Below are 25,738 nucleotides of genomic sequence, written 5' to 3'. Positions count from 1 at the left end.
TCCTGGGGTGCCCGCCTCGCAGCCAGATCTTCTTCTCGACGATGTTCTCGACAACCCGGTCTGGCACTCGCTGACCGGTGCGCACGCCTCGCTCTCCGAGGGCTCGGGGCTCGCTCGTCGCTACCGGCCCGACGTCTCGCCCTTCGCCGCCGTCTCCGACCCGGGTTCGGCTCAGGCATGGCGCGATCTGGCCGCGGTGGTCGGGCCCGGTGGCACCGCGCTGATCACCGGAGCCGCGGGTGTCTGCGGCGAGGGCTGGGAGATGGTCGGAGGTGGCGAAGGAGTCCAGCTCGTCGAGACTGCTCGGGTCGCGGCCGTGGCTGATCCCGAGGCGGTCGTGCTCGGAGCCACCGACGTCCCCGAGATGCTCGATCTCGTCGCCCGCACCGAGCCGGGACCGTTCGAGAAGTCGACCCACACGATGGGTACCTATCTGGGGCTGCGTCACGAAGGCCGCCTCGTCGCGATGGCCGGCCAGCGGATGCACCCTGGTGGATGGATCGAGATCAGCGCCGTCTGTACCGCTCCCGAGGCCCGCGGCCGCGGCCTCGCCGGCCGCCTCGTCCGCGCGGTCACCGCCGACATCCACGCCCGCGGCTCTCGCGCCCTGATGCACGCCTCGGCCACCAACACCGGCGCCATCTCGGTCTACCTCGGTCTCGGCTTCGAGCAGCGGCGGCGTACCACCTTCGAGCTCTTCCGCGCGCCCCTCTGACCCCCTGCCGAGGCGTCACGTACGCCGGCCGAGAGGTCGCGTACGTCGGGCGAGACGTCGCGTACGTCGGGCGAAGCGTCACCTACGGCAGGCCGAGACGTCACCTACGGCAGGCGAAGCGTCACGTACGTCGGCCGAGAGGTCACCAACTGACGCCTCGAGCGACGGGAGCGACGCCTCGACCAACCGCAGTGACGCCTCGACCGACGTAGCCGACTTCTCGGCGCGTCAGTGGAAGTCGCGGGAGCGGTGGCGGGAGGCGATGGCACGGGCTGCCTCGGGGTGGAGCTCCTCGAGCGGGGCGAGGCGGTCGGCGACCAGGTTGGTGACTCCGTCGTTGCGCTCGAGGATGCCGCGGATGAGCATGACGGAGGTGGAGACGGCGATCTTGCGGTGCTTCCTCCACAGGCCGGCGGAGCAGACGACGTTGAGCATGCCGGTCTCGTCCTCGAGGTTGATGAAGGTGACACCACCCGCTGTCCCGGGGCGCTGACGGTGGGTGACCAGGCCGGCGACGGTGATGCGCCGGCCGGGTTCTGCGGTGGGGAGATCACTGATCTTCGGGAGTCCCGCCGCGGCCAGGCCGGCCCGGAGATGGGCGAAGGGGTGGCTGCCGGGGGTCACGCCGGTCGCCCACAGGTCGGCGAGGGTCTCCTCGACCGGGTCGAGGCCGGGCAGCGCGGGGGTCTCGGCGGTGAACCGTACCCCTTCGAGCTGGTCCTCGGTCTCCGTCCAGCCCGCCTGCCACAGCGCCTCGCGACGGCTCGATGTGAACACCTCCAAACATCCCGCGGTGGCCAGTGCCTCGAGCTGGGCCCGTTCCAGGCCGGCGCGACGGGAGAGGTCGAGGGAGTCCTTGAACGGTGACTCCTCGCGGGCCTTCACGATCCGCTCGGCCACGTCCTTGCCGATGCCGCGTACGGAGTCCAGGCCCAGGCGTACCGCGAAGTTGGCGTCACGCCGGTGCTCCGGGGTCGGGTCGGGGGTGCCGGGCACCCACGGGGTCTTCTCCCCGTCCAGCCGGCAGTCCTCCTTCCCGGTCGGCGTCATCTCGTCGGCGATCGGCTCCAGGTCTGCGGCGGCCTGGCTGCGGAGGAGGTCGGGGCGGCGTACCTCCACCCCGTGACGACGGGCGTCCTGGGTCAGCGACTGCGGTGAGTAGAAGCCCATCGGCTGGGCTCGGAGCAGGCCGGCCAGGAACGCGGCCGGGTAGTGGAGCTTGAACCACGACGAGGCGTAGACGAGCTTGGCGAAGCTCAGCGCATGGGACTCGGCGAAGCCGAAGTTCGCGAAGGAGAGGATCTGGGTGTAGACCGCCTCCGCGGTCTGCTCGGTCATGCCCTTGGCGCGCATGCCCTGGTAGAGCTGCTCCTTGAGCGAGTCGATGCGCTCGAGCCCACGTTTCGAGCCCATCGCCCGGCGCAGCAGGTCGGCGTCGTCGTGGTCGAAGTCGCCCAGGACCCGGCCCATCTCCATGAGCTGCTCCTGGAACAGCGGCACCCCGAGGGTGCGCTCCAGCACCGGCTCCAGCAGCGGATGTGCGTAGCCGACCTCCTCCCGCCCGGTCGCCCGGCGTACGTAGGGATGGACCGCTCCGCCCTGCACCGGGCCCGGCCGGATGAGCGCGATCTCGATGGCCAGGTCGTAGAAGCACCGCGGCTGCAGCCGCGGCAGGGTGCCGATCTGCGCGCGTGACTCGACCTGGAAGACCCCGATCGAATCGGCCCGGCAGAGCATGTCGTAGACCGCCGGCTCCTCCTTGGGGATGGTCGCCAGGGTCCAGCCCTCACCCAGATGCTCGAGCGCCAGATGCATCATGTGGTCGAGCGCCGCCAGCATCCCGAGCCCGAGCAGGTCGAACTTCACCAGGCCCATGTATTCGGCGGCGTCCTTGTCCCACTGGATCACGGTGCGCTTCTCCATCCGCGCCCGCTCGATCGGGACCACCTCCCCGATCGGCTCCTCGGTCAGCACCATCCCGCCGGAGTGGATGCCGAGATGGCGCGGAGCCCCGTGGATCTCCTCGGCCAGGGCGAGGACCGGAGCGGGGATGCCGACGTCGTCGGGTGCCTCGACGCGGGAGTAGCCGAGGTGCTTGGACCAGGCGTCCTGCTGCCCCGGCGAGTGGCCCAGCGCCTTGGCCGCGTCCCGGACCGCCATCTTCGGCCGGTAGCCGACGATGTTCGCGACCTGCGCGGCGTTGCGCCGGCCGTAGGTGTCATAGACCCACTGGATCACCTGCTCCCGCTTGTCGGAGTCGAAGTCGACGTCGATGTCGGGCTCCTCCTCCCGGTGCTCGGAGATGAACCGCTCGAACGGGAGCTCGTAGAAGACCGGGTCGATCGCGGTGATCCCGAGCGCGTAGCAGACGGCGGACGCGGCCGCCGACCCTCGGCCCTGACAGAGGATCTTCTGGCTCCGCGCGAACTCGACGATGTCGTGCACGATCACGAAGTAGCCCGGGAAGTCCTTGCGTTCGATGACATCGAGCTCATGCTCCACGCGTTCCCGGGCCTTCTCGACGAACTCCGGGTCGGAGGCGTACGGCTCCGCATAGCGCTCCGCGAAGCCCTCCTCGGTCAGATGGCGCAGCCGGCTCGCGGCGGTCTCACCCTCGGGGATCCCGCGCTTGGGCAGCTTGGGGGTGGCCTTGCGCAGGTCGAAGGCGCACTCCTCGGCGATCTCGACGCTGCGTGCCACCGCGCCCGGGTAGCGCCGGAAGAGCTGGTGCATCTCCTCCCCCGACCTGACGTACGCCACCGGGCCCGCCGGGAGCCAGCCGGCGATGTCGTTCAGGGTGCGGCGCGCACGGACCGCCGCGAGCGCGTCGGCCACCCGGTGCCGGTCGGGAGTGGCGTAGTGGACGTTGTTGGTGGCGACCGTGGGCAGGCCGGCCTCACGGGCGATGCCGGCGAGCAGGTCGTTGTCGTAGGAGTCGGTCGGATGACCGCGGTCGGTCACCTCGACGACGACGTTGTCGTGGCCGAACCGGTCGGTGAGCTCGCGCAGCGCCCGGGCGGCGGCGATCGGGCCGGTGTCGGTGAGGGCTTGGCGTACGGCGCCCTTGCGGCACCCGGTCAGGATCAGCCAGTTGCCGCTGCGAGCCCGGTCGGCGAGCTCGTCGAGGTCGTAGGTCGGCCGGCCCTTCTCGTCGCCGCGCAGCTGCGCCTCGGTGATCGCGCCGGCCAGCTGCCGGTAGCCCTCGACACCCCGGCCGAGCACCAGCAGGTGGCTGCCCTCGGGGTCGGCGACCCCGTTCTGCGGCTTGGTCAGCCCCAGGGACAGCTCGGCGCCGTAGATGGTCCGCAGCTGCTGCTCCCCGCTGGTCGGGACCAGCTTCTGCGCCGCCTCCGCTAGGGCAGGCGCCCCGTAGAACCCGTCGTGGTCGGTGATCGCGATCCCGTGCAGCCCCTGCCGGATCGCCTCGGCGACCAGCGCCGACGGCGAGCTCGCTCCGTCGAGGAAGGAGAAGTCGGAGTGGGCATGGAGCTCGGCGTACGGCACCACCGGGCCCTCCGGTCCGCGCACCTCCTCCTCGGGCAGCCGCTTCTTGCGGCGCGAGATCGGCGCGTCACCGTAGGGGTCCTTCGGAGGGCGGCCGGACAGCCTCCGCTCCAGCTCCTTCCAGGGGATCTCGGGGTTGTTCCAGCCCATCGGTCACCCCGTCAGTCATAGCTGGCTTCGGTGAGCCAGTGGTCGGTGTCGAAGGTGGCCAGCCAGGCGCGGCCGTCGACCCCGACGAGCTGGAAGCGCGCGACGCGCCGCCCACCGCCGGGCTCCCACCACGCCTCGGTGACCGGCCAGGGACCTGCCCAGGAGGCGACCCGCTGCCAGGGTTGGCCGGCCGCGGGCCGGTAGCGGACGGGATCTCCGGAGACACCACCGCGCGGGAGCACCACCACCTGCCGTCCGGCCTGGTCGCAGACCTCCGCCTGCCAGGGCTCGGCGAGCACCCGGGCGGGCGCCGGCGGCGGGATGCTCCCCGGCCACGGCAGCGCGCGGTCGCGGAGGGTGCTGGTGCGGTCGCCCCAGGGGACGTACGCCTGCCGGTCGCTCGGGCTCCGGCCACCCTGCAGCACCGGGGCGACGACGGCCTCGTGGCCGAGCAGTCCCTGCACCCGGGCGATGCCCCGGTCGACGCGCTCGTTGGTGCCGCCCCAGAGCCCGTCGGCGTGGACCGCCTCGGAGACGGCGACCTCGGGGACGAACCGGACCGCGGTCACCGCGCCCCCTCGCCCACCCGAGATCGCCCCGGCGAGCTGCCAGTGCAGCCGGTCGATGAGGTCTACCGAGGAGAACCAGCGCGGGTGCGCCCAGGTGCGGCAGGAGTCGGCGACGTCCTCCATCACGACCTCGATCCGCACCTCGGTGCAGACCTCCTGCCGCGTGGCCAAGCCCTTCACGAACCCCTCCGCGGCCTGTCGGGCCGAGAAGCAGACCGCCTCGGCGGAGTCGAGCGGCGGCTCGAAGGCCACCTCGGTGGCGAGCTCGGGCGGTGGCGTACGCCCGGTCACCGGCCTCGCTCCCTCACCGTGGATCACCTGGCGGACCCAGGCGGCCTGAGCCCCGAAGCGCGCCTTGACGTCGGCGCCGGGCAGGTCGGCGAGGCCCCCGAGCGTGGTCAGGCCGAGTCGTTGCAGGAGGCTGACCGCGTTGGCGTCCTCGAGGACGTGGACCGGCAGCGCGCGCAGGAACGCGGTGGAGCCACCATCCGCCGGGACGGCGTACGTCTCCTGCAGCCCGGCGCTGCGCGCGGCCTGCTCGGCGGTGAAGAGCTCATCGGCGATGCCGATCCGTACGTCCCAGATCCCGAGCCCGACCACACACTCGGCGATCGCCGCGCCGGCCTCGGTCTCACCGCCGTAGAAGCGGGCGGGCGAGCGCAGCGCGACCAGCCCCGGGCGGAGCGGCATGACCCCGGGCCGCAGCTCCTCCAGGCGCACCAGCACCTCCTCGAAGACCCGCGCGTCACGGGCCTCGTCGGCGGCGAGCACCTGGACCTCCGGGCAGCGCGACTGGGCGTCTCGACGCCGTATCCCGCGCTTGATCCCGAACTCCCGCGCCGCCTGGTTGGAGGTCTGGACCCGGTTCTGGGCGAAGACCGCGGCGGGCAGATGTCGCGGCAGGCCGGCATCGCCCAGCGCCGCGGCGACCGGCCAGTCGGCGCACCAGACCACCAGCGTGCGGCTCTTCTGGGTGGTCATGCCGACTCCTGTTTCCGCAGGTCAGCAAGGCCAGCGACGGGTTCGAGGACGCGGCGCAGACCGCCGTCCTCGGCCGGGAACCAGAGCGCCGTACGCCGCGGCGGAGCCGTCCCGCGCACTGCCTCGACCACCATCCTTCTCGCCCGGAGATGGCCGTCGCCGTTGCCCAGACCGACCCAGCGCGGCTCGGTCGCCCGCAGGCGTACGTCTGCTCTCGGCCACTCCCCCAGCGCGACCAGCGCAGCGCCGCGGGTGCGCAGCCGGGCACCGATCTTCTCGGCGACGCTCGGGGTCACCCGACCGGTCGGCCGGACCAGCACCAGCGTGACCACGTCGACCAGCGCCGCGGTCGCCTCCAGCCAGGAGTCCTTGGGCCGTGGCACCAGGATGGTCCGCTCCAGGTCGACCCCGGCCTCGGCCGCCGCCTCGACACCGAAGTCCTCGACACCGACGACGGCCGTCCACTCCCCCGCTCCCGACGGCCCCGCCAGCAGCAGCATCGCCAGCGACAGCGAGTCGGCCGCGTACGTCCCGCCGGCCCGCAGCTGCACCACCCCACCGAGCGCCTCGTGCGTCGCCAGCTCCGCACCCATGCCAGGCTTCTGCTCCAGCCGTCGCACCTTCGACCGGAGCTGCTCGATCTGAGCCAGCTTCTGGTGTCGCTCAATCCCCGCTACCACTCCCACTCAATGAGTATCGAACATTTGTTCGAACAGAGCAAGGTCGCCGAGGCGTCACTCCCGCAGGCCGAGACGTCGCCCCCGTCGGTCGAGTGGGCAACCCGCTGCCCATTCGGCCGACCGGGGTGACGCCTCGGCCGACCGGGGTGACGCCTCGACGAGGAGGGTCAGCCGCGGAGCGCGGAGGCGAGATAGGTGAGGCGGGGGTGGTCGGAGGTGGGGAGGGCGGTGACGGTGGTGGTCTTGGCCACCGCGACCTTCCAGTAGGTCGCGCCGGCGACGACGAGGAAGTCGGCCTTGGACGAACCATCGCCGGACAAGGGCGTGGTGATCAGCTCGGGCACACCGAAGGCGCGCAGGGCCGCGATGACCGGGGAGTCCTCCTCGAGGGCCGCGCGGGCGGCGGCGACGAGGCCCTCGTGGGCATCGGGGACGGCCACGATCCGCAGGGTCTGGATGCGCGGCTCGGTCTCGGGCGAGAGCATGACCTCGATGTCGTAGCGGCCCTTCTCGGCCGGCACCACGGCCAGCGCGACACCCATCGCACGGGAGAAGTAGCCGTAGGGCGCGCCGCCCAGCGGCAGCCCGACCTTGGCCCGCGCCTGGGTGATCTGGACGCGCCGGCCGGCGTCGGGGGCGTCGAGCTCGACGTTGTCGGCGAAAAGAGCAGGCGAGGCGAAGACCTCGGCGCCCGCCGGGTCGAACGTACGCAGCCGCTCGACCGCGGCCTCCAGCGCCGAGTCGAGCCGCGGCCGCAGGCCCTTGACCACCGTCGAGAACCGGTGCGGACCGCCACCGGCGAGCTCGTCGGAGACCAGCGAGCGCAGCGCGGTCATCGCGGTCGGGTAGCCACCGGCGTAGGTGCTGTTGGACAGCGTGATCACACCCAGGCCGGTCGCGGGGTGCCAGACCATCCGCGAGCCGTAGCCGGGGTAGCCGCCGGAGTGGTGGACGATCTGCCCGAGCCGACTGTCGTGGTCGACCATCAGACCGTAGCCGTAGCCGGCCGCGACCGCCCCGATCCCGGCCTCGGCCCCCGAGAGCTCCAGCGAGGCCGACACCGAGCCGAACCGGTGCAGCTGCTGCATCTCCCGCCGCGACGCCTTCGACAGCGGATGACCGTCGACCGCGGGCGAGAAGGCGCCCAGGAACCCGCCGACCCAGCGCGCCAGGTCGGCCACCGAGGAGTGCAGGCCGCCCATCGCCGCGAACGACCCCGACGGCACCGGCGCGGCCGGCGCCCACGTCGGCGGACCCTCGAGCCGGTCACCGGCCCAGGCCGGATGCAGCGGCGGCACATGGCCCGGCACCAGATTCGGCACCGCGGACGGCGAGTAGGCCGAGGAGGTCATCCCCAGCGGCGCCAGCAGCTCGTGCTCGACGAAGTCCCGGTTGGCCCCCTCGGGAGCCGAGCCACCGACGACGTTCTCGATCGCCCGGCCGAGCAGCGCATAGCCGAGGTTGGAGTACTCGAACCCGACCCCCGGCTCCCGTCCGGTCGAGAAGCCTCCGTCGAGGAACGTCCCGAAGGCGTCGTAGGACAGCGACTCCTGCCGATCGCCCCACGGGTCGTCGGTCGGCAGCCCGGCCGACATCGAGAGCAGCAGCCGCAACGTCACCGCCGGTGAGTCGGCCGAGTAGGGCGGCTGGTCGACGAGCTCGGGCACGTACTGCGCGATCGCCTCGTCGAGGTCGACCAGCCCGCGGTCGCGCAGCAGCAGCACCGCGGCCGCCGTGAAGGACTTCGACATCGACGCGATCCGGAAGACGCTCTCGGCCGTCGGCGCCGGACCACCCTCGGTCGTCGCCCCGAACGCGCCGGAGTGGACCAGCTCGGAGCCGCGTACGACCCCGTAGGCCAGGCCCGGAGTCAGGTTCTCCTCGAAACGTTCCTGGAAGAGCGAGTCGACGAGGGAGGTGTTGAGACTCATACAGGCGTTCCTTCGCTGGCAGGTTGCTCGACGCGTTGCAGCCTAACCACCGAGGGCACCGAGAGCGCGGCAAGGCAGACCGCGGCGTAGAGCACGCCGCTGACCAGGAAGACCGGCCGCTCCCCGAACCAGCCCGCCAGCGGCCCGTAGAGCAGCTGCCCGACCGGCATCGCGAGGAACGAGCCGAGCGCGTCGTAGGAGTAGGCGCGCGAGAGCATCTCGCCCGGGACGTTCTCCTGCATCGCCAGGCTCCAGCCGAGACTGAAGATCTCGATCCCGGCGCCGGCGATGGCCATCGCCACGATGAGCGGCAGCGTCTCCGGCCACAGCGCGAGCGCGAAGAAGGGCAGCGAGAACGCCATGATCCCGAACATCCCGGCCCGCAGCGGCCGCCGGATCGTGGCCCGCATCAGCACGATCGTCATGATGAGCATCCCGGCCGCGAGTGCGGAGTTGGCCAGGCCCCAGCCCTCGACGCCGAGCGAGGTCGACTTCGCGTACGCCGGCCCCAGCACGTTGAGCCCACCCGACTGGATCGCGTTGAGGACCATGAAGGCCACCACCACGACCCACAGCCAGGTGGTGCTGCGGAAGTACGTCCAGCCCGCCCGGAGATCCTCGATGGCCGAGGTCTTCTCCTCGTCCGCCGGGCGCGGTGGGATCCGCACCGGGAGCAGGAAGAGCGCCGCGAGCAGCCAGGTCAGCGCGTCGACCGCCAGCGCCCAGCCGGCGCCGACGCCGACGACGAGAGCGGCCGCGACCGACGGGCCCAGGATCGTCAGGGTGCTGCGCGACATCGAGAGCAGCAGGTTGGCCGGCTGCAGGTCCTTCTTCGCCACCAGCTGCGGCACCATCCCCTGCATCGCCGGGAACGCCATCGCCATCGTGGTGCCGTTCATCGCCTCCAGGACGACCAGGTGCCAGATCTCGGCATGCCCGGTGATGACCAGCGCCGCCGCGGCCGCCTGGGTCGCGGCCGAGGCGATGTTGCTCAGCTGCAGCACCAGCCGCCGCGGGAACCGGTCGGCGATCACCCCTCCGACCAGCAGGAACACGACCATCGGGATGGTGTGCGCCGCGACCACATAGCCCAGCGCCGAGGCCGAGTCGGTCACCTCCAGCACCGCGAACGCGAGCGCGACGTGCGACATCGACGACCCGGCGAGGTTCACGAACCGCGAGGCGAAGAACCATCCGAAGTCGCGTTCCTTGAGGACGAAGAGGCTCTCCCGGATGCTCACCGGCGCAGTCTGTCGCTCGACCGCGTCGACGTCCAACGGGTTTTCGGATGCGGTGCGCGTGCGACTAAACCGATCATGGCGCCTGTGCGTCATTCGGGCGTGAGCCGAGAAGAGTTCGCCGACTTCTACGTCGGTGCCAAGGACCGCTGCCTGCGTGCGGCCATCGCGACCGGCATGGACCCCGGGCGAGCCGAGGAAGCGACCGCCGAGGCCTTCGCGCGCGCCTGGTCGCGCTGGCCGACGGTCAGACTGGCCAGCTCCCCGGCGGCATGGGTGGTGCGTACCGCGGTCAACGTCGACATCTCCTGGTGGCGCAAGCGCCGCCGCGAGCTGATCGTCCCCGACACCCCCGAACAGCTTCCCCGCGACGGCTCGGGCCTCGACCACGACCTGCTGGAGGCCGTACGCCGGCTGCCACCGCGTCAGCGCCAGGTGGTCGCGCTTCGCTACTTCCTCGATCTCGACGCCGAGACGACCGCCCACGAGCTCGGGATCGCACGCGGCACCGTCTCGGCCACGCTCCACCATGCGCTCAAGACTCTGCGGCTGCAGCTGACCAACCCCGAAGGGATGCTGTCATGAACGACATCGAGATCTTGCTGCGCGACGGCAGCCGCCGGACCCTGGACGTACCTGCCGACGAGATCCTGCGCCGGGGGGATCGGATGCGGCGCCGCCGGCGCGGCTCCAAGGCGGTCGCCGCGGTCGCCGCCCTCTCGCTCGCCGGGGTCATGGCGTACGTCGCGATCCCTGACCGTCTGATCGACTCGAACATCGCCACCCCGGAACCGTCCACAACGGCCGCGCCCGAGCAGAAGACTCCGGTCGACTGGTCGGGCAACCCGACCAACCTCACGTCCGAGGAGCTCGACACGCTGAGCAAGCGGTGCCTGGAGACGGCCTGGGTTGACGTGGAGTCCCTGTACGCCGACGCCCCCGAGGCGAACAATGCCATCGACCCCGATGAGGTCGAGCGGATCCCGTCAGACACCTGGCCATTCCTCGCCGAGAAGCGTGGCTCGACGGCCATGGCGATCTTCGACGGCCCCGACTATGAGGTGACCTGCTCGACGCCGCAGAGCGCCGAGCAGGACGCCGACGGCGAGCCCGATCTCGCGGGGGCATTCGGCCTACCCCAGGTCTGGGGCACCTTCGCCGAGACCGGGCAGTGGGAGGACTTCTACCGTGGGGGCACCGGAGACGGCACGGAGTTCCTGCTTCCTCTCCCCGAGAAGATGAATGTCACCGAGGTGGTCTTCACCTCGGACGGTGAAGACTTCCCGGCGACCATCGTCAACGGCGTGGCGGTTGCGTGGACCGACCACCGGGTCGACGTCGAGTCAGCAAGCTTCCGCGCCTACGACGCCGACGGAGATCTGGTCTATCCCGAGCCGGATGAGGCGAGGCGGCAACCGCCGACCATCGAGTGGACCGAGACCGCAGAAGGGATCCGGGTGACGCGATCACTCGGCAACGAGAGCCTGGAGTCCGCCTGGTTCTGGGTCGGCAAGCAGCGGTTCGACGCGACCATCACCAAGGACAACGTGGCAGTCGCGCTGATCCCGATCGGGAGGCTCACCACGGATCAGCTGGGCAAGCTGCAGATCCAGGGCCGCTCCGCCGACGGCCTCTATCTGAGCGGCTGCAACGGTAAGCCCTGCGGCCCCTAGGACCGGGCGGCGACGTACTTCTCCGCCGTGGCCCGCGGTTTGCTCCCGAGCCCCTCGATCCCGATGAGGCTCGGGAGCAGGCTGCGGTCGGTGGTGAGAGCCCTGAAGAGGGTCGAGACGGTGAGGTCGTGGTCGGGGCGGTGGACGACGACGATCTCGTCGCCGGCCTGCAGCTGCCCCTCCTCGAGGACGCGGAGATAGGGCCCCGGGCGCGCCTCGGCGGCGAACCTCTTGACCCAGCGGGCGTTGTCGTAGCCGGAGACGCCCATCCAGTTCTTGAAGTCGTTGCAGGGCGTACGCACGCTGCAGATCTCCAGCAGCACCGTCCCGATCCGCCACTGCTCCCCCACGAGAGCCGCGTTGACGTCGATCCCCTCGGTGGTGAGGTTCTCGGCGAACTGCCCGTCACGAAGGGACACCCCCAGCTGCGAGCCCCACAGGTCGAGGTCCTCGCGGGCGAACGCGTAGACCGCCTGCTCCTCGCCGCCGTGGTGACGACGGTCGGTCTGGGTGTCGGTGAGGATGCCCTCCCGGCCGACCGTCACCGGCTCGGGCGTCGCGAGCTTCTCCATCGAGGTGGCGCCCACCTCCGCCCACTCGGCGGGCTTGGACTGACCGATGTTGACGCTTCGCACGATGGGCACAGGGCGATTCTCCCGTGGCTCCCGCATGCGGTCGAACGGGTTTCTCAGTCCTGGACGGCCTTGACGAGCGAGATCATCGCGGTGATCCAGTCTTTGTCCGGCGCCGGGTTGTCCTCGACCTCGTCCTTGACGTTGACCATCAAGCGCAGCACCACCCACGCGCGGGCGCGGTCCTCGTCGAGCTCGGCGGCGTCGACCAACGCGAAGAACCGGTCCCGGACACCGTCGCGGATCCGGCCCGCGTACTCGTCGAAACGGTTCCAGAGCATCGGCGCGAGCTCGTAGTGCGGGTCGCCGGAGAGGGGCTTGGGGTCGATGACCAGCCACTCCTCGCGATCACCGCGAAGAACGTTCTCGAAGTGCAGATCCGTGTGGACCAGCCTCCCGTCGGTGGCCTCGTCCGCGGCGAGGTCGCGGGCGATGGCCCGGGCCTGCTCGACCATCCGCGGCGGCACCGGAAGCCGCCGGCTCCTGTCCCCGAGCTCGTCGGCCCAGCGCGCGGCCTGCTGCGACAACGTACGCAGCTGCGGCGGAGCCGGCACGTGCAGGCGCCGGTAGAACCCGCCCACGATCTCGCAGGCCTGCACGTCCCACAGCTGCGAGAGGTCCTCCTCGGGATGCAGCCGTTCGAGCAGCAGCGCGAACCGCTTCGGGTCGGCCCGGAGCAGGCGTACGGCACCCCGACCGCCCCACACCTGCAGCGCCAACGCCTCGTGCTCGGCCTCCCAGTGCGGCCAGCCGACCTTCAGCACCGCGGCCTCGCCGTCGGCCGTGCGGACCGGGAGCACGACCGCGCAGCTGCCGTGGGTGGTCGGTCCGTCGAGGCTCAGCGACCACTCCTCGACCAGGTCGCGCAGCAGGCCCGGGAGGTCGTCGAGCCACGCGGCCCAGGACGGCCCGTTGGCGGCGAGGGCCAGGAAGGAGTCCGGGACGAGCGTCACGGCGGCAACCCTACTGACACATTTCTAATGGACTTCCCAACCCCGAGCGCGTGCGGCAGGTTGGGCCCATGTCACTTCCAGAGTCGATGGGGACCCGAGGTGTCCCCTACCCGCCCGAGCGCTACGACGGCGAGGCCGGTGAGGTCTCGGCGTTCCATCGTCCCGACAAGACCCCGCCCGACCTCGAGTATCCCAACGGCGTGAAGGTCGACTATCTCGCCACCGGCGCGACGACCGCGGGCGACTACGGGCTCTACCGGTGGCACTTCGGCCCCAACGAGACCGGTCCTGGGCCGCACTTCCACCGTGCCGTGGCCGAGTCGTTCTACGTGCTGACCGGGACCGTGCGGATCTACAACGGCGAGGAGTGGATCCCGGCCTCCGCCGGCGACTTCGTGCACGTGCCGGTCGGCGGTCTGCACGGCTTTCGCAACACCACCGACGAGCCCGCCTCGATGCTGCTCCACTTCACCCCGGGCGCGCCGCGGGAGGGCTACTTCGAGGGCCTGCGTGAGCTCGCCGAGGGCACCGAGCTCGGTCCGGACGAGATGGCCGAGTTCTACAGACTCCACGACAACTACTGGGTCGACTGAGCGACCTTCAGCGCCTCGATCCCCATCCGGACGATGGGGCTGGTGGAGTCGGCTCCGATCGCGGGGTCGTCCAGCGCGACCCACGCGGCGAAGTCGGTGGTTCCGTCGACCTCCAGCGTGCCCAGCTCACCCCCGACGATCCGCGCCTCGAAGACCACGCGGGTCGACTGGTAGGGCCGGCGCCCCGGGTCGAACGGCACGACGAACACGTCGGTCGTCAGCGGAGTCCCGACCTCGACGTCGTAGCCGGTCTCCTCCTTCACCTCGCGCACGACGGCGGCGGGCATCTGCTCGCCGTAGTCGACGCCGCCGCCCGGCAGCGTCCAGCCCGGGTCGTTGCGGTGGTTGCCGTTGAACCAGCTCAGCAGGATCCGCCCGGCATCGTCGACGATCACGGCGTACGCCGCCACCCGGGTGTCGTAGTCGGTGAAGTGCATCCCCGCGAGACTAGCGCGGACCAGCCGGATGTCAGTCGAAGACGAAGGCGGTCGCGTCCTTGGGGAACGAGGTCCAGGCCCGGATCCGCCGTGGATGCACCACCGGCGCGCCGTCGACGTAGTGCTTGGCCTCGAAGACGTTCTCGCCGTACTCGGGGTACTTCGCGTTCAGCAGCCCGGCGATCTGCTCGGCGACCTCCGGCGCGAACCTCGACTCCCGCACCTCGCCCTCGATGACGACCAGCTTCCACGGGTCCGGCAGGTTGACCGTCACCTTCGGATGCTCGGCCGCGAGCCGCCGGTGCAACGTCTCCGGGCTGCCCCCGTAGACCAGCTTTTCCTCGAACCAGATCCCGTCCAGCGGCGTCACGTGCGGACTCCGCCCCGGCCTCTCGAACGCGAACCAGAACTGCTTCGCCTCGACCAGCCGCTGACGTACGTCCTCCCACGCCAGCAGCTCGCTCGGCGTGCCATAACCCTGCGGAAACCGCACCTGTTCTGTACGCATGTCCCGAGTCAACCACCGCCCGTGCGCCCCTTGCCCGACCGAAATTGCGCACCTCGGCAGCGTCGGGCTCATCCGCTCCTGACCGGGTTCTCGGCCGCTGCTCGCCTGCCGCTCGCGATGATCAGCACCACGAGCATCACGGGCACGACCACCGTCCACGAGGTGGGGAGCAGGCCGGCGACGCACCCGATCGTCGTGAGGACGAACCCTCGCCTCGGTCGCCGGGGCAGGAGCAGGGTGCCGGCCAGCACCAGCACACCTCCACCGACGAGCGTGCCGAACCAGAAGAGGAAGCCACCGTCCCCGCTGCGTAGGACCCGAACGGTCTCGGCCGCGCCGGCCGCGAGGAGCGGGCAGCCGAGGAACATCCCGTACCACCAGACCCAGCCGCGCTCCGTGGGTTGCCTCATCATCGGTCCTGTTCGCGCCAGACGAGCCCGAGGCGAGCATCCGGCGGTACGTCGCCGACGATCCGCAGGCTCACGGTGTGCGCCCGGCCGGGAGACACGACCAGGCCCGGCCCTCCCCCGCCGAGGGGCAGCCCGGTCTCCGGGATCCCGTCGACGTACACCTGAACCTCCTGGTCGCCCGAGCCGGAGGTGTACCAGTCCACCTCGACCGGGATGTCGCTGGCCGGGTACGTCGAGGAGAGCTCCCGCGTCCCGGGGTCCGACTCCTCGTCGCGGACCATGCGGAACTCGCGGCCGCCGTCCACCTCGAGGGCCTGCACCTGGTGCCCCGCCACGGTGGCGGCGGGAGCGGGGAGGCGGTAGACCGCGGCACCGAGCTGCCCACGCTCCGGCGCCACCTTCTCGCCCCCGGACGTCCGGGTCAGCCAGAGCCGGAGCGTGTGCCGGCCCTCCTGCGGGTACTCCGGCCCGAGCTGGTAGGCGATCCAGCGGCCGGTGAGGAGCTCGACGTCGCAGGGCAGCGCACCGGCCTCTCCGTCGTCCATCGAGATGTGCATCGTGTAGCCGCTGCCGACTCCCGTGCAGATGGCTCGCCACTCGGTGTTGCGGGAGACCTCGGCGGTGAACACGAGCTCGCTGCGACCGGTGACGACCTCGGAGTCGATCAGCGTACGGCCGGCGAAGGCCTCGACGAACGAGCCTTCCGAGCGGTCGGGCGGCGTCACGATCGGCGCGGTGCGGTCGAACGGGTCGACCCCCAGTGCGGCCAGCCCCGCCACCGGAAGCACGATCGCCGCCACCGCGACCACGGCGATCCTCCGGCGCAGCCGGATCGTGGCCGCCCGGCGACGGACCGCGGCGCCCCTGCCGACGACACCGGTGTCCTCGATCGACCCGGCGTGCGCGCGCAGGGTCTCCTGGAGCTGTTCGATGCTCATCGCGCCGCCTCCCCGTGCGTCTCCTCGGCCAGCGCACCGTCGAGACGCAGCTTGGCCAGCGCCTTCACGCGCTGGCTCTTGACCGTGCCGACCGAGCAGCCGAGCAGCCGAGCCGTCTCCGCCTCGCTGAGATCCTCCATGTAACGCAGCACGATCACCGCCCGCTGTCTCGCCGGGAGCCTGCCCAGCGCCGTCCACAGGTCGTGGGTCGCGGCCCGGTCCTCGTCGTACTCGGCGTCCGGCAGCTCCGAGGTCGGCCGCTCGTCGTTCCACCTCCGCCGCCACCAGGTGGCGTAGGTGTTGACGAGGATCCGGTGGACGTACGCCGCCGGGTCGCTCTCGATCCGCGACCAGGACAGCCACGCCTTGACCAGCGCCGTCTGCAGGAGGTCCTCGGCGCGCCCGCGATCGTGGGTCAGCAGGTAGGCGGTCCGGAGCAGCCGCGTGGAGCAGGACGCGACGAAGTCGTCGAACTCCCGAGCAGCCCCGGCGCTGCTCCTCGTGCCCGAGACCTGGATGGCATCCACGTCCCCTCCCCGCTCGGCGCCCCCGACGGGGCGCCCCTACCCAGGACGACCAGGTCGCCCCCGGGAAAGGTTGTCCACCATCGAGCGTAAGACGTCCAAGGTTCTACGAGGGACAGAGGCGGTGGGTCACTTCTTGCCGGCGGTCTTGTCCGTAGAGGGCTGGGTGGTGGAGAGCGCGGCGACGAAGGCTTCCTGGGGGACCTCGACGCGGCCGACCATCTTCATCCGCTTCTTGCCCTCCTTCTGCTTCTCGAGCAGCTTGCGCTTACGCGAGATGTCGCCGCCGTAGCACTTGGCGAGGACGTCCTTGCGGATGGCACGGATGGTCTCGCGCGCGATGACGCGGGCGCCGATGGCGGCCTGGATGGGCACCTCGAACTGCTGGCGCGGGATGAGCTCCTTGAGCTTGCCGGCCATCATCACGCCGTAGCCGTAGGCGGCGTCGCGGTGGATGATCGCGGAGAAGGCGTCGACGGGCTCGCCCTGGAGCAGGATGTCGACCTTGACCAGGTCGGCCGCCTGGTCGCCGCTGAACTCGTAGTTCAGCGAGGCGTACCCCTTGGTCGAGGACTTGAGCTGGTCGAAGAAGTCGAAGGCGATCTCGCCCATGGGCAGGACGTAGCGCATCTCGACGCGGTCCTCGGAGAGGTAGTCCATGCCGCCGAGGGTGCCGCGCTTCTTCTGGCACAGCTCCATGATCGTGCCGATGTAGTCGGACGGCGAGAGGATGGTGGCCTTGACGACCGGCTCGCGCACCTCGCGGATCTTGCCCTCAGGGAACTCCGAGGGGTTGGTGACGATGTGCTCGGAGCCGTCCTCCATGATCACGTCGTAGACCACGTTGGGAGCCGTCGAGATGAGGTCGAGGTTGAACTCGCGCTCGAGGCGGTCGCGGGTGATCTCCATGTGCAGCAGGCCGAGGAACCCGACGCGGAACCCGAAGCCGAGAGCGCCCGAGGTCTCCGGCTCGTACGTCAGGGCAGCGTCGTTGAGCTGCAGCTTGTCGAGCGCCTCACGCAGCACCGGGTACTGGTCGCCGTCGATCGGGTAGAGCCCGGCGAAGACCATCGGGTTGGGGTGGGAGTAGCCGCCGAGCATCTCCGTGGCCGGACGGTTGTTGCCGGTGACCGTGTCACCCACGCGCGACTGGCGTACGTCCTTCACGCCGGTGATCAGGTAGCCGGTCTCGCCGACGCCGATGTGGTCAGCCTTGACCGGCTCCGGGCTGATCACGCCGAGCTCGAGCATCTCGTGGACCGCGCCGGTCGACATCATCTTGATCTTGTCGCGGTGGGTCAGCTTGCCGTCGAAGACCCGGACGTACGTCACCACGCCGCGGTAGGTGTCGTAGACCGAGTCGAAGATCAGCGCTCGCGCGGGCGCGTCCGGGTCGCCCACCGGGGGCGGCGTCTCGGAGACGATGTGATTGAGCAGGTCCTCGACGCCGAGCCCGGTCTTGGCCGAGACCTTGAGGACGTCCTCCGGCTCGCAGCCGACCAGGTTGGCCAGCTCCAGGGCGTACTTCTCGACGTTCGCCGAGGGCAGGTCGATCTTGTTGAGCACCGGAATGATGTGCAGGTCGGCACCCATCGCGAGGTAGAGGTTGGCCAAGGTCTGCGCCTCGATGCCCTGCGCCGCGTCGACGAGCAGGATCGCCGCCTCGCACGCCTGCAGCGACCGGGAGACCTCGTAGGTGAAGTCGACGTGGCCAGGGGTGTCGATCATGTTCAGCACGAACGTCTGGCCGGCGTCGTCGCCCTCGGTGACCGTCCACGGCATCCGTACGGCCTGGGACTTGATCGTGATCCCGCGCTCACGCTCGATGTCCATCCGGTCGAGGTACTGCGCCCGCGCGGCACGCTCGTCGACCACACCGGTCAGCTGCAGCATCCGGTCGGCCAACGTCGACTTGCCGTGGTCGATGTGGGCGATGATGCAGAAGTTGCGGATGATCGCCGGATCAGTGGAGCCGGGCTGTGGCGCGGAGTGAGTCACAGGCTGCTTTCGTAGATGCTCAAGAACGGGGGCGGGTACGTCACCGCCTATTGTCCCACGCTCAGTACTGATGGAACCAAAGCGGCAGCTGCACCGACTCGCCGGGGCAGGTCACGTTGCGGTCGCGACCGTTCTCGAGCCACTGCACCATCACCGCCGCACCGCCCTGGAACATCCACTCGCCACCGCACCGCTCCAGGGCCGCGGCCCTGGAGGCCTCGCCCGCCGGGCGCCACTCGGGCAGCTGCAGCTGCAGGTCGCCGACGATCGGCGTCCACAGGCCCTCGATCGAGTAGACCCCGACCCGCTTCCCGGCTTCCTGGTAGCCGGTCAGGGCGCCCCGGACCACCGCCCGGTTGGCCTCGATGTCGTCGGACCACTCCCAGACCGCGACCGGCTCGACGTCGAGCCAGACCGAGGGGGACTCCAGGCCGGCGCCCTTCATCTGCGCCAGGTTCCACCGAGCCTGCTGGTAGCCGACGTTGGTCAGCCGGCCGATCTTCGTGTCCGGATCGCCGGGGCCTTCCTCACCGTGCTCGCGGAGATCGGCCTCGGTGGGGTAGGAGATAACCGCATAGGCCGAGGTCATCAGCTTGCTCTTCTGGGCCCACTCGGCCTGTGAGGCCAGGCACGGGTTGGGGGTGAAGGCCGGGCCGTTGGTGAGCCCGATGACCACGTACTCCGCGGAGTCGAGCGGCATCGGCAGCCCCAGCGTCCGCCGCTCCTTGATGCCCATCCCCTCGGGACACTGCGGCCAGCTGAGGTCGCCGCCCTCGACGATCCCGCGATCCTCGGCGGGCGGGACGGACGGGATCTCGAGCGACTCGGGCGCGCGCGGTGGCGCGCTCGGCGACGTCTCGGCCTGCGCGCTCGCAGAGGTCGACGGCGAGGCGGACTCCGCCTCGGCCGGGGGCTCGGCGGCGCAGCCGAACAGCACCGGCGCCACCAGGAGCAGCAGCACAGCGGCGTGGGGGTTCCTTCTTGCCGACATCACCGCAGATACTGCCACCCGCATCCCAGCGGGTCACGCCGGGCGCCGGCAGCCATCGCGTACGTGTTCACCGACACGACCCGCGGAACTCACCGGTCGTTCCGCCGGGATCGGCAGGTTTGGTCCATGACCCCACTCAACCGCCGCTCCGTCCTCGGCCTCGGTGCCGCCGCCGGTGCCGGACTCGTCATCCCCACGACCGCCACCACCGCCCACGCAGCACCCGTCTTCGGCCCTGCCAATTTCGTACGGGGCAACCGCCCGAACCTCACCCACGGCGTCCAGTCCGGCGACGTCGGCGCCCGGGGCGGGGTCCTGTGGAGCCGCGCGGACACGACCTCGCGCCTGGTCGCGGAGATCTCGACCGAGGAGTCCTTCCGCCGGGCCCGCCCGGTCAGCGGCCCCGTGGTGACCGCGCGGAGCGACTTCACCGGGGAGCTGAAGGTCGACGGCCTCGAGGCGGGGCGCGACTACTTCTACCGGATCCGTGCCGTCGACCCCGACGACCCGCGACGCGGCAGCGCCTGGGAGCTGGGCCGGCTCCGTACGGCACCGAGCAGGCGCCAGGACATCCGATTCCTGTGGTCCGGTGACATCGCCGGCCAGGGCTGGGGCGCCAACCCCGACTTCGGTGGCTTCCGGATCGCCCCCGCGATGGCGGCGCGCGAGGCCGACTTCTTCCTGAGCTCCGGCGACAACGTCTACGCCGACGGCCCGCTCACCCCGACCGTGACGCTCCCCGACGGACGCGTCTGGAACAACATCGTCACCGAGGAGAAGCACAAGGTCGCCGAGACGCTGAGCGAGTTCCGTGGGCAGTACGCCTACAACCTGCTCGCCGACAACTGGCGCGCGTTCCTCGCCCAGACGCCGATCGTGGCGCAGTGGGACGACCACGAGGTCACCAACAACTGGTACCCGGGCGAGATCCTCCCCGACGACGGCCGCTACACCGAGCGCCGCGTGGACGTCCTCGCGGCCCGCGCGAAGCAGGCCTTCCACGAGTACATCCCGGTCGGCGACGCCTCCCCCGACCCCGACGGCCGGATCTACCGCAAGCTCTCCTACGGCCCGCTGATGGACCTGTTCGTCCTCGACATGCGCACCCACAAGGACGCGAACACGACCGACGTCGAGACCAGCGCCGACGGCGGCGTGCTCGGTGAGCGTCAGACGAGGTGGCTCCTGCGCGAGCTGGCCGCCTCCCGCGCCACCTGGAAGGTCATCGCCGCCGACCTGCCCATCGGCCTGGTCGTCCCCGACGGCACCCTGCAGGAGGGCCTCGCCCAGGGCGACGCCGGCGCCCCGCTCGGCCGCGAGCTCGACATCGCCAAGGTGCTCACCGGGCTCAAACGCCTCGGCATCCGCAACCACGTCTGGCTGACCGCCGACGTCCACTACACGGCCGCGCACTCCTACTCCCCCGACCGGGCGGCCTACCAGGACTTCGACCCGTTCTGGGAGTTCGTCTCCGGACCGCTCAACGCCGGCGCCTTCGGCCCCAACAAGCTGGACCCGACCTTCGGTCCGGCCGCCGAGTTCGTGGCCGCTCCCCCGGCCGCCAACACCTCGCCCGCCGACGGCTTCCAGTTCTTCGGCGAGGTCGAGATCGACGGGCGTACGCAGCAGCTCACCGTTACCCTCCGGGACATCGACGGCGGTGCTCTTTTTACGAAGACGCTGGACCCGAGTTTCCGTTAGGGTCTGCGGGCTAGGGCGTGTCTGTTGTGAGGACACGCCCTAGCCGTCTCCCGTTCGGGCCCAGGAGGACCAGCAGACCATGAGCGAAATTCATGTCGTCCCCAAGGACATGAAGACATCCATCGGCATCGCCACGGACGCCGAGAGCGCCGTACGCAAGGCCGATTCCGCCGGCTATCTGACCAAGGCGGGCGCTGCTGTCCCCGGAGCGGAGTCGGTCGGCTACCTGTCCGACCTCGGCACCCGCTGGACCGATGAGACGAAGGCCGCGGCCGACAGCTCCCAGAAGCTCGCCGCGGAGATGCAGAAGGCTCTCGACGAGTTCGAGGCCGCCGACAAGGCCGCCGGCGAAAAGGGCGGAAAGGTCATGGGCCCGAACTGATGGCGATCACGTTCGGCCAGGTCAAGACCTGGAAGGCGGCACCGTTGGGTGACGCCGGCGACGGGCTCAAGGCCGACCTCCGCAACCTGGAGACCAGTCGCGACGAGCTCGAGGCCAACGGCGTGGCCAAGTCCTGGACCGGTGCCGCCGCCGACGCCGCGCGCGGTCACCGCGACGCCCTGGTCAAGAACCTCAGCGCCCACATCACCGGCAAACAGGGTATGCAGAAGGCCCTCTACTCCGCCGAGACCCAGGTCGAAGCCATCGAACGCCTCGTCCAAGGCATCCTCGACCGCGCCAAGACCCAGGAGTTCACCGTCGGTGACGACGGCTCGGTCACCAGCACCGCCACGCCACCCACCTTCCACAACCGCTACGAGGCCGAGGAGTGGGGCACCAGCCGCCAGACCATCGCCCAGGAGCTCGCCGACGACATCACCGACACCCTCGCCAAGGCGGCCGGCGTCGACCAGATCCTCACCGACGGCATCCCTGCGGGCACCGACGCGGACCTCGACCAGACCCGTGATCAGCGCGGGATGGCCTCCCCCGAGACGGCCGAGCGGTGGGCCCAGCTCACCGATGCCGAGCGCAAGGCGATCATCGACCAGAAGATCGAGGAGCTCGCCGAGGAGTACGGCGTCGAGGTCGAGGACATCGTCTGGGACGCGAAGGGCAGCACCAACGGCTACTGGAGCGAGGACGACCACACCGTGCACCTCAATCCGGGCAACGTCGACAACCCCGACATCCTGCACACCGTGGCCCACGAGATGCGCCACGCCCGGCAGTACGAGGCCATCGACGACAACAACGACTTCCAGTTCTGGTGGGAGGACGACCCCTTCGACATGCACGAGGAGGACGGCATCACCGAGAAGCAGGCCGAGGAGTGGGAGGAGAACTTCGACGACTACAAGAGCACCGAGAACGGCGACACCTACGACGAGTACTACAACCAGCCCGTCGAAGCCGACGCCCGCAAGTCCGGCCGCGAATATCTCGACAACCTGACGCCCGCTGAGCTCGACCGTCTCCTGAAGGAGTCGAAATGACGACGTACGCCCATCTGGTCACCGCCTATCTCGACGACCCCGGCCCCGAGACCCTCGGACCGCTTCGCCGCGCGGTCCGCAGCTCGGCCAACTTCACCGTCGACCTCGATCTCAGCGGTGTCGACAAGCTGCTCGACGAAGGCGCCTACGCCGAGGCGGCCGACGCGCTGCGGGCACTCATGCCCGGGGCGATCTTCAGCCCGTCCGCCCACCTGCGTCTGGCGACCGCCCTGGAGCGCTCCGGCGAGGAGCGCTCCGCCGCCCGTGAGCGCCAGGTGGCCAGCGCCGCCCTGCGAAGCATCCGGGCGAGCGGCGACGGCAGCGCGGAGCATCCCTGGACCGTGCTGCGGATCAACGACGAGTACGACCTGCTCCGTGCCCTCCAGAAGGTCCCGGGCCGCCAGGATCTCCTGGAGACCGACGGGCGGCGGATCGACCGCCACACCTGCACCGACGGGACGCTCGCCCACTTCGACGCCACCGCGCTCGTCTGATGGCGATCACGTTCGGCCAGGTCAAGACCTGGAAGGCGGCGCCGCTGGGCGATGCCGGCGACGGCCTCAAGGCCGATCTCCGCAAGCTGGAGACCAGCCGCGACGAGCTCGAGGCCAACGGCGTGGCCAAGTCCTGGACCGGGATGGCCGCCGATGCCGCCAGAGGACACCGCGACGGTCTGGTCAAGGATCTCGGCAGCCACATCACCGCCAAGCAGGAGATGCAGAAGGCGCTCTACACCGCCGAGACCGAGGTCGAGGCGATCGAGCGTCTCGTCCAGGGCATCCTCGACCGGGCCAAGACCCAGGAGTTCACCGTCGGCGACGACGGCACGGTGACCAGCACGGCCACCCCGCCGACGTTCAAGAGCCGCTACGAGGCCGAGGAGTGGGGCACCAGCCGCCAGAACGTCGCCGAGGAGATCGCCGACGAGATCGAGAAGGCGCTGGCCAAGGCGGTCGGCGTCGACGCGATCCTCGCCCGTGGCCTGCCGACCGGCATCGACGAGCAGGGCGACGAGTACGGCAACATCGACCCGGCCATCGCGGAGAAGTGGGAGACGCTCAGCATCGAGGAGCGCAAGGCCGTGCTGGAGCAGATGGTCAAGAAGATCGCCGAGGAGAGCGGCGTCGACATGCCCACCATCGACTGGTCCGACCTGGGCAACGACACCTGGGACGACGGCAGCATCACCTACGGCTACTGGAACGACGAAGAGCCCACGATGGCGCTCAACCCCAACGTGCTCGACGACCCCGGCCAGCTGATCAACACCGTCGCCCACGAGGTCCGTCACGGTCGCCAGCACGAGGCCATCGACGACATGAACGACTGGCAGTTCTGGTGGGAGGACGACCCCTTCGACGAGCACAAGGCCGACGGGATCACCGAGCAGCAGGCCGAGGAGTGGGAGGACAACTTCGACGACTACAAGAGCACCGACAACGGCGCCACGTTCGACGAGTACTACAACCAGCCCGTCGAGAAGGACGCCCGCAACTCCGGCCGTGACTACCTGAACAACCTCACCGAGGAGGAGTTCAACCGCCTCCTGGAGGAGTCGAGGTGACGACGTACGCCGACCTGGTCACCGCCTACCTCGACGACCCCGGCCCCGAGACCCTCGGGCCGCTTCGCCGCGCGGTCCGCGGCTCCGCCGACTTCACCCCCGACCTCGACCTCGACCCGGTCGACAGGCTGCTCGCCGAGGGGTCGTACGCAGCCGCCGCCGACGAGCTGCGGCGGATCATGCCGGGGGCGATCTTCAGCCCCTCGGCCCACCTGCGGATGGCCACCGCGCTGGAGCAGTCCGGTGACGGACGGGCCGCCGCGCGCGAGCGGCAGGTCGCGGGGGCCGCGCTGCGCAGCATCCGCTCCACCGGCGACGGCAGCGAGCAACATCCGTGGTCGGTGCTGCGTATCAACGACGAGTACGACATGCTCCGAGCCCTCGACAAGGTCCGTGACCGTCAGGACCTCGTCGAGACCGGGGGCCGACGTCTCGACCGACTCACCTGCACCGACGGCACCGTCGCCTACTTCGACGTGTCCTCGTTCGCCTGACAGATGCTCGCCTGACAGTCCTCGGGAAGGACCGATGAAACCCCGAACGTACGCCCTCACCGTCCCGCTCATCGGCGTGCTCGCCGCCGCGCTCCTGGCCGGGTGCGCCGGCGACTCCGACCAAGACGGCTGCGACATCTCCGCGCTGGGCGGGTCCGGTGACTCGATCAGCCTGGCCGCCGCGGTCATGCCGTCGCGGCTGGTCGCCGGCTCGCTGGTCACCGACCCCGAGGGGAAGTACGTCGTGGCCAGCTGCACCGACGGCACCTGCCGCTGGAGCGCCGCCGGTGGGGCGTACGAGACGATCTCCGAGTCCGGCTACCGGGCCATCAGCCCCGACCTCACGCTCGTCGCGCGGAAGGTCGGCTGCTCGGACATCGCGCTGGTCGAGGTGGACGGCGACAAGCAGGTCCAGCGGCTCGAGGGCCTGCCGAACCCGAAGGTCACCGACGTGAGCCCGGTCAGCGAGATCGCGTTCAGCCCCGACGGCGAGCTCGTCGCCGGCGCCGGGCTCGAGGGCGACCTGGTCATCTGGTCGGTCGAGGACGGCGACGAGGTGGCGAGCACCGACCTCGGCAACGGTGTCGGATCGATCTCGTTCAGCCCCGACGGCACGAGGGTGGCGGTCGCCTCCGGCGACAAGGTCTCGATCCTCGACGCCGACTCGGGCGACGAGGTCGGCACCGTCGCGGCCGCGCGCGGCGCCGCCCCGGTCTGGAGCCCGGACGGCCGCTGGATCGCCGGCGCCACCACCGAGGGCTACCCCACGATCTGGGACGCCGAGACGCTCGAGGCCGCCGAGACGCTACCCGGTCACCCGGTCGGCGCAGTCGCCTTCTCCCCCGACTCTGGCTCGCTGGCTGTCACGAGCGACTCCGACGATGCCGAGCTGATCCTGTGGGCACCCAAGGCGCTGGGCGGTACGGGCGAGTCCCGTGACCTCGTCCGTACCGCGGTGCCGAGCTCGAACGTGATCTTCAGCCCCGACGGCAAGGCCCTCTACACCGCGTCGGCCGAGGAAGGCGTCGCCGCCTGGGACGTCGCCACCGGCAAGCCCGCCGGGGAGTTCGACCAGCCGCCGATGTCCTAGCGCCGTGGTGCGCTGGCGCATCACGGC

25 protein-coding genes are annotated in these 25,738 nt (G+C 70.5%); 11 read left to right on the top strand and 14 right to left on the bottom strand.

Annotated features, from left to right (window positions below; translation table 11 throughout):
• The first annotated feature begins 7 nt into the window (after positions 1-7).
• A complete protein-coding gene (locus ACZ6WN_RS23090; protein ID WP_465867945.1) occupies positions 8-715 on the top strand; it encodes a GNAT family N-acetyltransferase in 708 nt (235 codons plus the stop codon).
• Positions 716-943: 228 nt separating this feature from the next.
• Here the strand turns inward: ACZ6WN_RS23090 and ACZ6WN_RS23085 are convergent, their stop codons facing one another.
• From ACZ6WN_RS23085 to ACZ6WN_RS23065, 5 genes are all read right to left on the bottom strand, one after another.
• Positions 944-4,369 (bottom strand): error-prone DNA polymerase, encoded by a 3,426-nt coding sequence (locus tag ACZ6WN_RS23085; protein ID WP_465867943.1) that lies wholly within the window; start codon positions 4,367-4,369, stop codon positions 944-946.
• Between the two features lie 11 nt (positions 4,370-4,380).
• Positions 4,381-5,919: a DNA polymerase Y family protein gene (locus ACZ6WN_RS23080; protein WP_465867942.1), complete on the bottom strand. Its 1,539-nt coding sequence runs from the start codon at positions 5,917-5,919 to the stop codon at positions 4,381-4,383.
• Positions 5,916-6,605, bottom strand: a complete 690-nt coding sequence (locus ACZ6WN_RS23075; RefSeq protein WP_465867940.1) for a hypothetical protein — start codon at positions 6,603-6,605, stop codon at positions 5,916-5,918. The genes ACZ6WN_RS23080 and ACZ6WN_RS23075 overlap by 4 nt, the downstream gene beginning before the upstream one ends.
• A 161-nt stretch (positions 6,606-6,766) precedes the next feature.
• The gene (locus ACZ6WN_RS23070; protein ID WP_465867939.1) at positions 6,767-8,530 is read right to left on the bottom strand and encodes a serine hydrolase domain-containing protein; all 1,764 of its coding nucleotides are present in this window, start codon (positions 8,528-8,530) and stop codon (positions 6,767-6,769) included.
• On the bottom strand, positions 8,527-9,771 hold the full coding sequence (locus ACZ6WN_RS23065) for an MFS transporter (RefSeq protein WP_465867938.1): 1,245 nt from the start codon (positions 9,769-9,771) through the stop codon (positions 8,527-8,529). The genes ACZ6WN_RS23070 and ACZ6WN_RS23065 overlap by 4 nt, the downstream gene beginning before the upstream one ends.
• A gap of 99 nt (positions 9,772-9,870) precedes the next feature.
• Here ACZ6WN_RS23065 and ACZ6WN_RS23060 point away from each other — a divergent pair, with 99 nt between their 5' ends.
• Both ACZ6WN_RS23060 and ACZ6WN_RS23055 read left to right on the top strand, forming a co-directional pair.
• Entirely contained in the window at positions 9,871-10,353 is a 483-nt protein-coding gene (locus ACZ6WN_RS23060) for a sigma-70 family RNA polymerase sigma factor (protein ID WP_465867936.1), read from the top strand.
• Positions 10,350-11,441 (top strand): hypothetical protein, encoded by a 1,092-nt coding sequence (locus ACZ6WN_RS23055; protein ID WP_465867934.1) that lies wholly within the window; start codon positions 10,350-10,352, stop codon positions 11,439-11,441. The genes ACZ6WN_RS23060 and ACZ6WN_RS23055 overlap by 4 nt, the downstream gene beginning before the upstream one ends.
• Here the strand turns inward: ACZ6WN_RS23055 and ACZ6WN_RS23050 are convergent.
• Together ACZ6WN_RS23050 and ACZ6WN_RS23045 are read right to left on the bottom strand one after the other, a co-directional pair.
• Positions 11,438-12,085, bottom strand: coding sequence for an MOSC domain-containing protein (locus tag ACZ6WN_RS23050; RefSeq protein ID WP_465867932.1), 648 nt, complete (start codon positions 12,083-12,085; stop codon positions 11,438-11,440). The two genes, ACZ6WN_RS23055 and ACZ6WN_RS23050, sit on opposite strands and share 4 nt — an antisense overlap.
• Positions 12,086-12,129: 44 nt before the next feature.
• Positions 12,130-13,026 (bottom strand): aminoglycoside phosphotransferase family protein, encoded by an 897-nt coding sequence (locus ACZ6WN_RS23045; RefSeq protein WP_465867930.1) that lies wholly within the window; start codon positions 13,024-13,026, stop codon positions 12,130-12,132.
• Between the two features lie 68 nt (positions 13,027-13,094).
• Here ACZ6WN_RS23045 and ACZ6WN_RS23040 point away from each other — a divergent pair, with 68 nt between their 5' ends.
• Positions 13,095-13,619, top strand: coding sequence for a cupin domain-containing protein (locus ACZ6WN_RS23040; protein WP_465867928.1), 525 nt, complete (start codon positions 13,095-13,097; stop codon positions 13,617-13,619).
• Here the strand turns inward: ACZ6WN_RS23040 and ACZ6WN_RS23035 are convergent.
• The 7 genes from ACZ6WN_RS23035 to ACZ6WN_RS23005 form a co-directional block, all read right to left on the bottom strand.
• Complete coding sequence (locus tag ACZ6WN_RS23035) at positions 13,604-14,056, bottom strand: NUDIX hydrolase (RefSeq protein ID WP_465867927.1); 453 nt, start codon at positions 14,054-14,056, stop codon at positions 13,604-13,606. The genes ACZ6WN_RS23040 and ACZ6WN_RS23035 overlap by 16 nt on opposite strands.
• A gap of 31 nt (positions 14,057-14,087) precedes the next feature.
• Positions 14,088-14,564 carry a pyridoxamine 5'-phosphate oxidase family protein gene (locus ACZ6WN_RS23030; RefSeq protein WP_465867925.1) on the bottom strand — a complete coding sequence of 159 codons (477 nt, stop codon included), beginning with the start codon at positions 14,562-14,564 and terminating at the stop codon, positions 14,088-14,090.
• Positions 14,565-14,632: 68 nt separating this feature from the next.
• On the bottom strand, positions 14,633-14,974 hold the full coding sequence (locus ACZ6WN_RS23025; protein WP_465867923.1) for a hypothetical protein: 342 nt from the start codon (positions 14,972-14,974) through the stop codon (positions 14,633-14,635).
• Entirely contained in the window at positions 14,974-15,912 is a 939-nt protein-coding gene (locus ACZ6WN_RS23020) for a hypothetical protein (protein WP_465867922.1), read from the bottom strand. Before ACZ6WN_RS23020 ends, ACZ6WN_RS23025 begins: the two co-directional genes overlap by 1 nt.
• A complete protein-coding gene (locus tag ACZ6WN_RS23015; RefSeq protein ID WP_465867920.1) occupies positions 15,909-16,439 on the bottom strand; it encodes a SigE family RNA polymerase sigma factor in 531 nt (176 codons plus the stop codon). Before ACZ6WN_RS23015 ends, ACZ6WN_RS23020 begins: the two co-directional genes overlap by 4 nt.
• Positions 16,440-16,565: 126 nt before the next feature.
• Positions 16,566-18,434: a translation elongation factor 4 gene (gene lepA, locus ACZ6WN_RS23010; protein WP_465867918.1), complete on the bottom strand. Its 1,869-nt coding sequence runs from the start codon at positions 18,432-18,434 to the stop codon at positions 16,566-16,568.
• Between the two features lie 61 nt (positions 18,435-18,495).
• Positions 18,496-19,425 carry a hypothetical protein gene (locus ACZ6WN_RS23005; RefSeq protein ID WP_465867916.1) on the bottom strand — a complete coding sequence of 310 codons (930 nt, stop codon included), beginning with the start codon at positions 19,423-19,425 and terminating at the stop codon, positions 18,496-18,498.
• 126 nt (positions 19,426-19,551) lie between these two features.
• Here ACZ6WN_RS23005 and ACZ6WN_RS23000 point away from each other — a divergent pair, with 126 nt between their 5' ends.
• The 7 genes from ACZ6WN_RS23000 (at position 19,552) to ACZ6WN_RS22970 (ending at position 25,711) form a co-directional block, all read left to right on the top strand.
• Positions 19,552-21,126 (top strand): alkaline phosphatase D family protein, encoded by a 1,575-nt coding sequence (locus tag ACZ6WN_RS23000; protein ID WP_465867915.1) that lies wholly within the window; start codon positions 19,552-19,554, stop codon positions 21,124-21,126.
• Between the two features lie 79 nt (positions 21,127-21,205).
• Positions 21,206-21,508 carry a hypothetical protein gene (locus tag ACZ6WN_RS22995; RefSeq protein ID WP_465867913.1) on the top strand — a complete coding sequence of 101 codons (303 nt, stop codon included), beginning with the start codon at positions 21,206-21,208 and terminating at the stop codon, positions 21,506-21,508.
• On the top strand, positions 21,508-22,563 hold the full coding sequence (locus ACZ6WN_RS22990; protein ID WP_465867912.1) for a hypothetical protein: 1,056 nt from the start codon (positions 21,508-21,510) through the stop codon (positions 22,561-22,563). The genes ACZ6WN_RS22995 and ACZ6WN_RS22990 overlap by 1 nt, the downstream gene beginning before the upstream one ends.
• Entirely contained in the window at positions 22,560-23,057 is a 498-nt protein-coding gene (locus ACZ6WN_RS22985; RefSeq protein WP_465867910.1) for a DUF4919 domain-containing protein, read from the top strand. Before ACZ6WN_RS22990 ends, ACZ6WN_RS22985 begins: the two co-directional genes overlap by 4 nt.
• Positions 23,057-24,127 carry a hypothetical protein gene (locus ACZ6WN_RS22980; protein WP_465867909.1) on the top strand — a complete coding sequence of 357 codons (1,071 nt, stop codon included), beginning with the start codon at positions 23,057-23,059 and terminating at the stop codon, positions 24,125-24,127. The genes ACZ6WN_RS22985 and ACZ6WN_RS22980 overlap by 1 nt, the downstream gene beginning before the upstream one ends.
• On the top strand, positions 24,124-24,621 hold the full coding sequence (locus ACZ6WN_RS22975) for a DUF4919 domain-containing protein (RefSeq protein WP_465867907.1): 498 nt from the start codon (positions 24,124-24,126) through the stop codon (positions 24,619-24,621). Before ACZ6WN_RS22980 ends, ACZ6WN_RS22975 begins: the two co-directional genes overlap by 4 nt.
• Positions 24,622-24,655: 34 nt before the next feature.
• Entirely contained in the window at positions 24,656-25,711 is a 1,056-nt protein-coding gene (locus ACZ6WN_RS22970; protein WP_465867906.1) for a WD40 repeat domain-containing protein, read from the top strand.
• Positions 25,712-25,738: the final 27 nt, after the last annotated feature.

It is taken from the genome of Nocardioides sp. NPDC054178 (genome assembly GCF_055585005.1).
The sequence above is the reverse complement of the archived record's forward strand: the minus strand, read 5'-3'. Positions and strand labels throughout refer to the sequence as shown.

What these genes read in the sequence shown, in the direction of transcription:
- ACZ6WN_RS23085 (WP_465867943.1), bottom strand. Translation starts at nt 4,369, where the DNA reads ATGGGCTGGAACAACCCCGAGATCCCCTGGAAGGAGCTGGAGCGGAGG.
- ACZ6WN_RS23080 (WP_465867942.1), bottom strand. Translation starts at nt 5,919, where the DNA reads ATGACCACCCAGAAGAGCCGCACGCTGGTGGTCTGGTGCGCCGACTGG.
- ACZ6WN_RS23070 (WP_465867939.1), bottom strand. Translation starts at nt 8,530, where the DNA reads ATGAGTCTCAACACCTCCCTCGTCGACTCGCTCTTCCAGGAACGTTTC.
- ACZ6WN_RS23055 (WP_465867934.1), top strand. Translation starts at nt 10,350, where the DNA reads ATGAACGACATCGAGATCTTGCTGCGCGACGGCAGCCGCCGGACCCTG.
- ACZ6WN_RS23040 (WP_465867928.1), top strand. Translation starts at nt 13,095, where the DNA reads ATGTCACTTCCAGAGTCGATGGGGACCCGAGGTGTCCCCTACCCGCCC.
- ACZ6WN_RS23035 (WP_465867927.1), bottom strand. Translation starts at nt 14,056, where the DNA reads ATGCACTTCACCGACTACGACACCCGGGTGGCGGCGTACGCCGTGATC.
- ACZ6WN_RS23030 (WP_465867925.1), bottom strand. Translation starts at nt 14,564, where the DNA reads ATGCGTACAGAACAGGTGCGGTTTCCGCAGGGTTATGGCACGCCGAGC.
- ACZ6WN_RS23025 (WP_465867923.1), bottom strand. Translation starts at nt 14,974, where the DNA reads ATGAGGCAACCCACGGAGCGCGGCTGGGTCTGGTGGTACGGGATGTTC.
- ACZ6WN_RS23020 (WP_465867922.1), bottom strand. Translation starts at nt 15,912, where the DNA reads ATGAGCATCGAACAGCTCCAGGAGACCCTGCGCGCGCACGCCGGGTCG.
- ACZ6WN_RS23005 (WP_465867916.1), bottom strand. Translation starts at nt 19,425, where the DNA reads ATGTCGGCAAGAAGGAACCCCCACGCCGCTGTGCTGCTGCTCCTGGTG.
- ACZ6WN_RS23000 (WP_465867915.1), top strand. Translation starts at nt 19,552, where the DNA reads ATGACCCCACTCAACCGCCGCTCCGTCCTCGGCCTCGGTGCCGCCGCC.
- ACZ6WN_RS22995 (WP_465867913.1), top strand. Translation starts at nt 21,206, where the DNA reads ATGAGCGAAATTCATGTCGTCCCCAAGGACATGAAGACATCCATCGGC.
- ACZ6WN_RS22990 (WP_465867912.1), top strand. Translation starts at nt 21,508, where the DNA reads ATGGCGATCACGTTCGGCCAGGTCAAGACCTGGAAGGCGGCACCGTTG.
- ACZ6WN_RS22985 (WP_465867910.1), top strand. Translation starts at nt 22,560, where the DNA reads ATGACGACGTACGCCCATCTGGTCACCGCCTATCTCGACGACCCCGGC.
- ACZ6WN_RS22980 (WP_465867909.1), top strand. Translation starts at nt 23,057, where the DNA reads ATGGCGATCACGTTCGGCCAGGTCAAGACCTGGAAGGCGGCGCCGCTG.
- ACZ6WN_RS22970 (WP_465867906.1), top strand. Translation starts at nt 24,656, where the DNA reads ATGAAACCCCGAACGTACGCCCTCACCGTCCCGCTCATCGGCGTGCTC.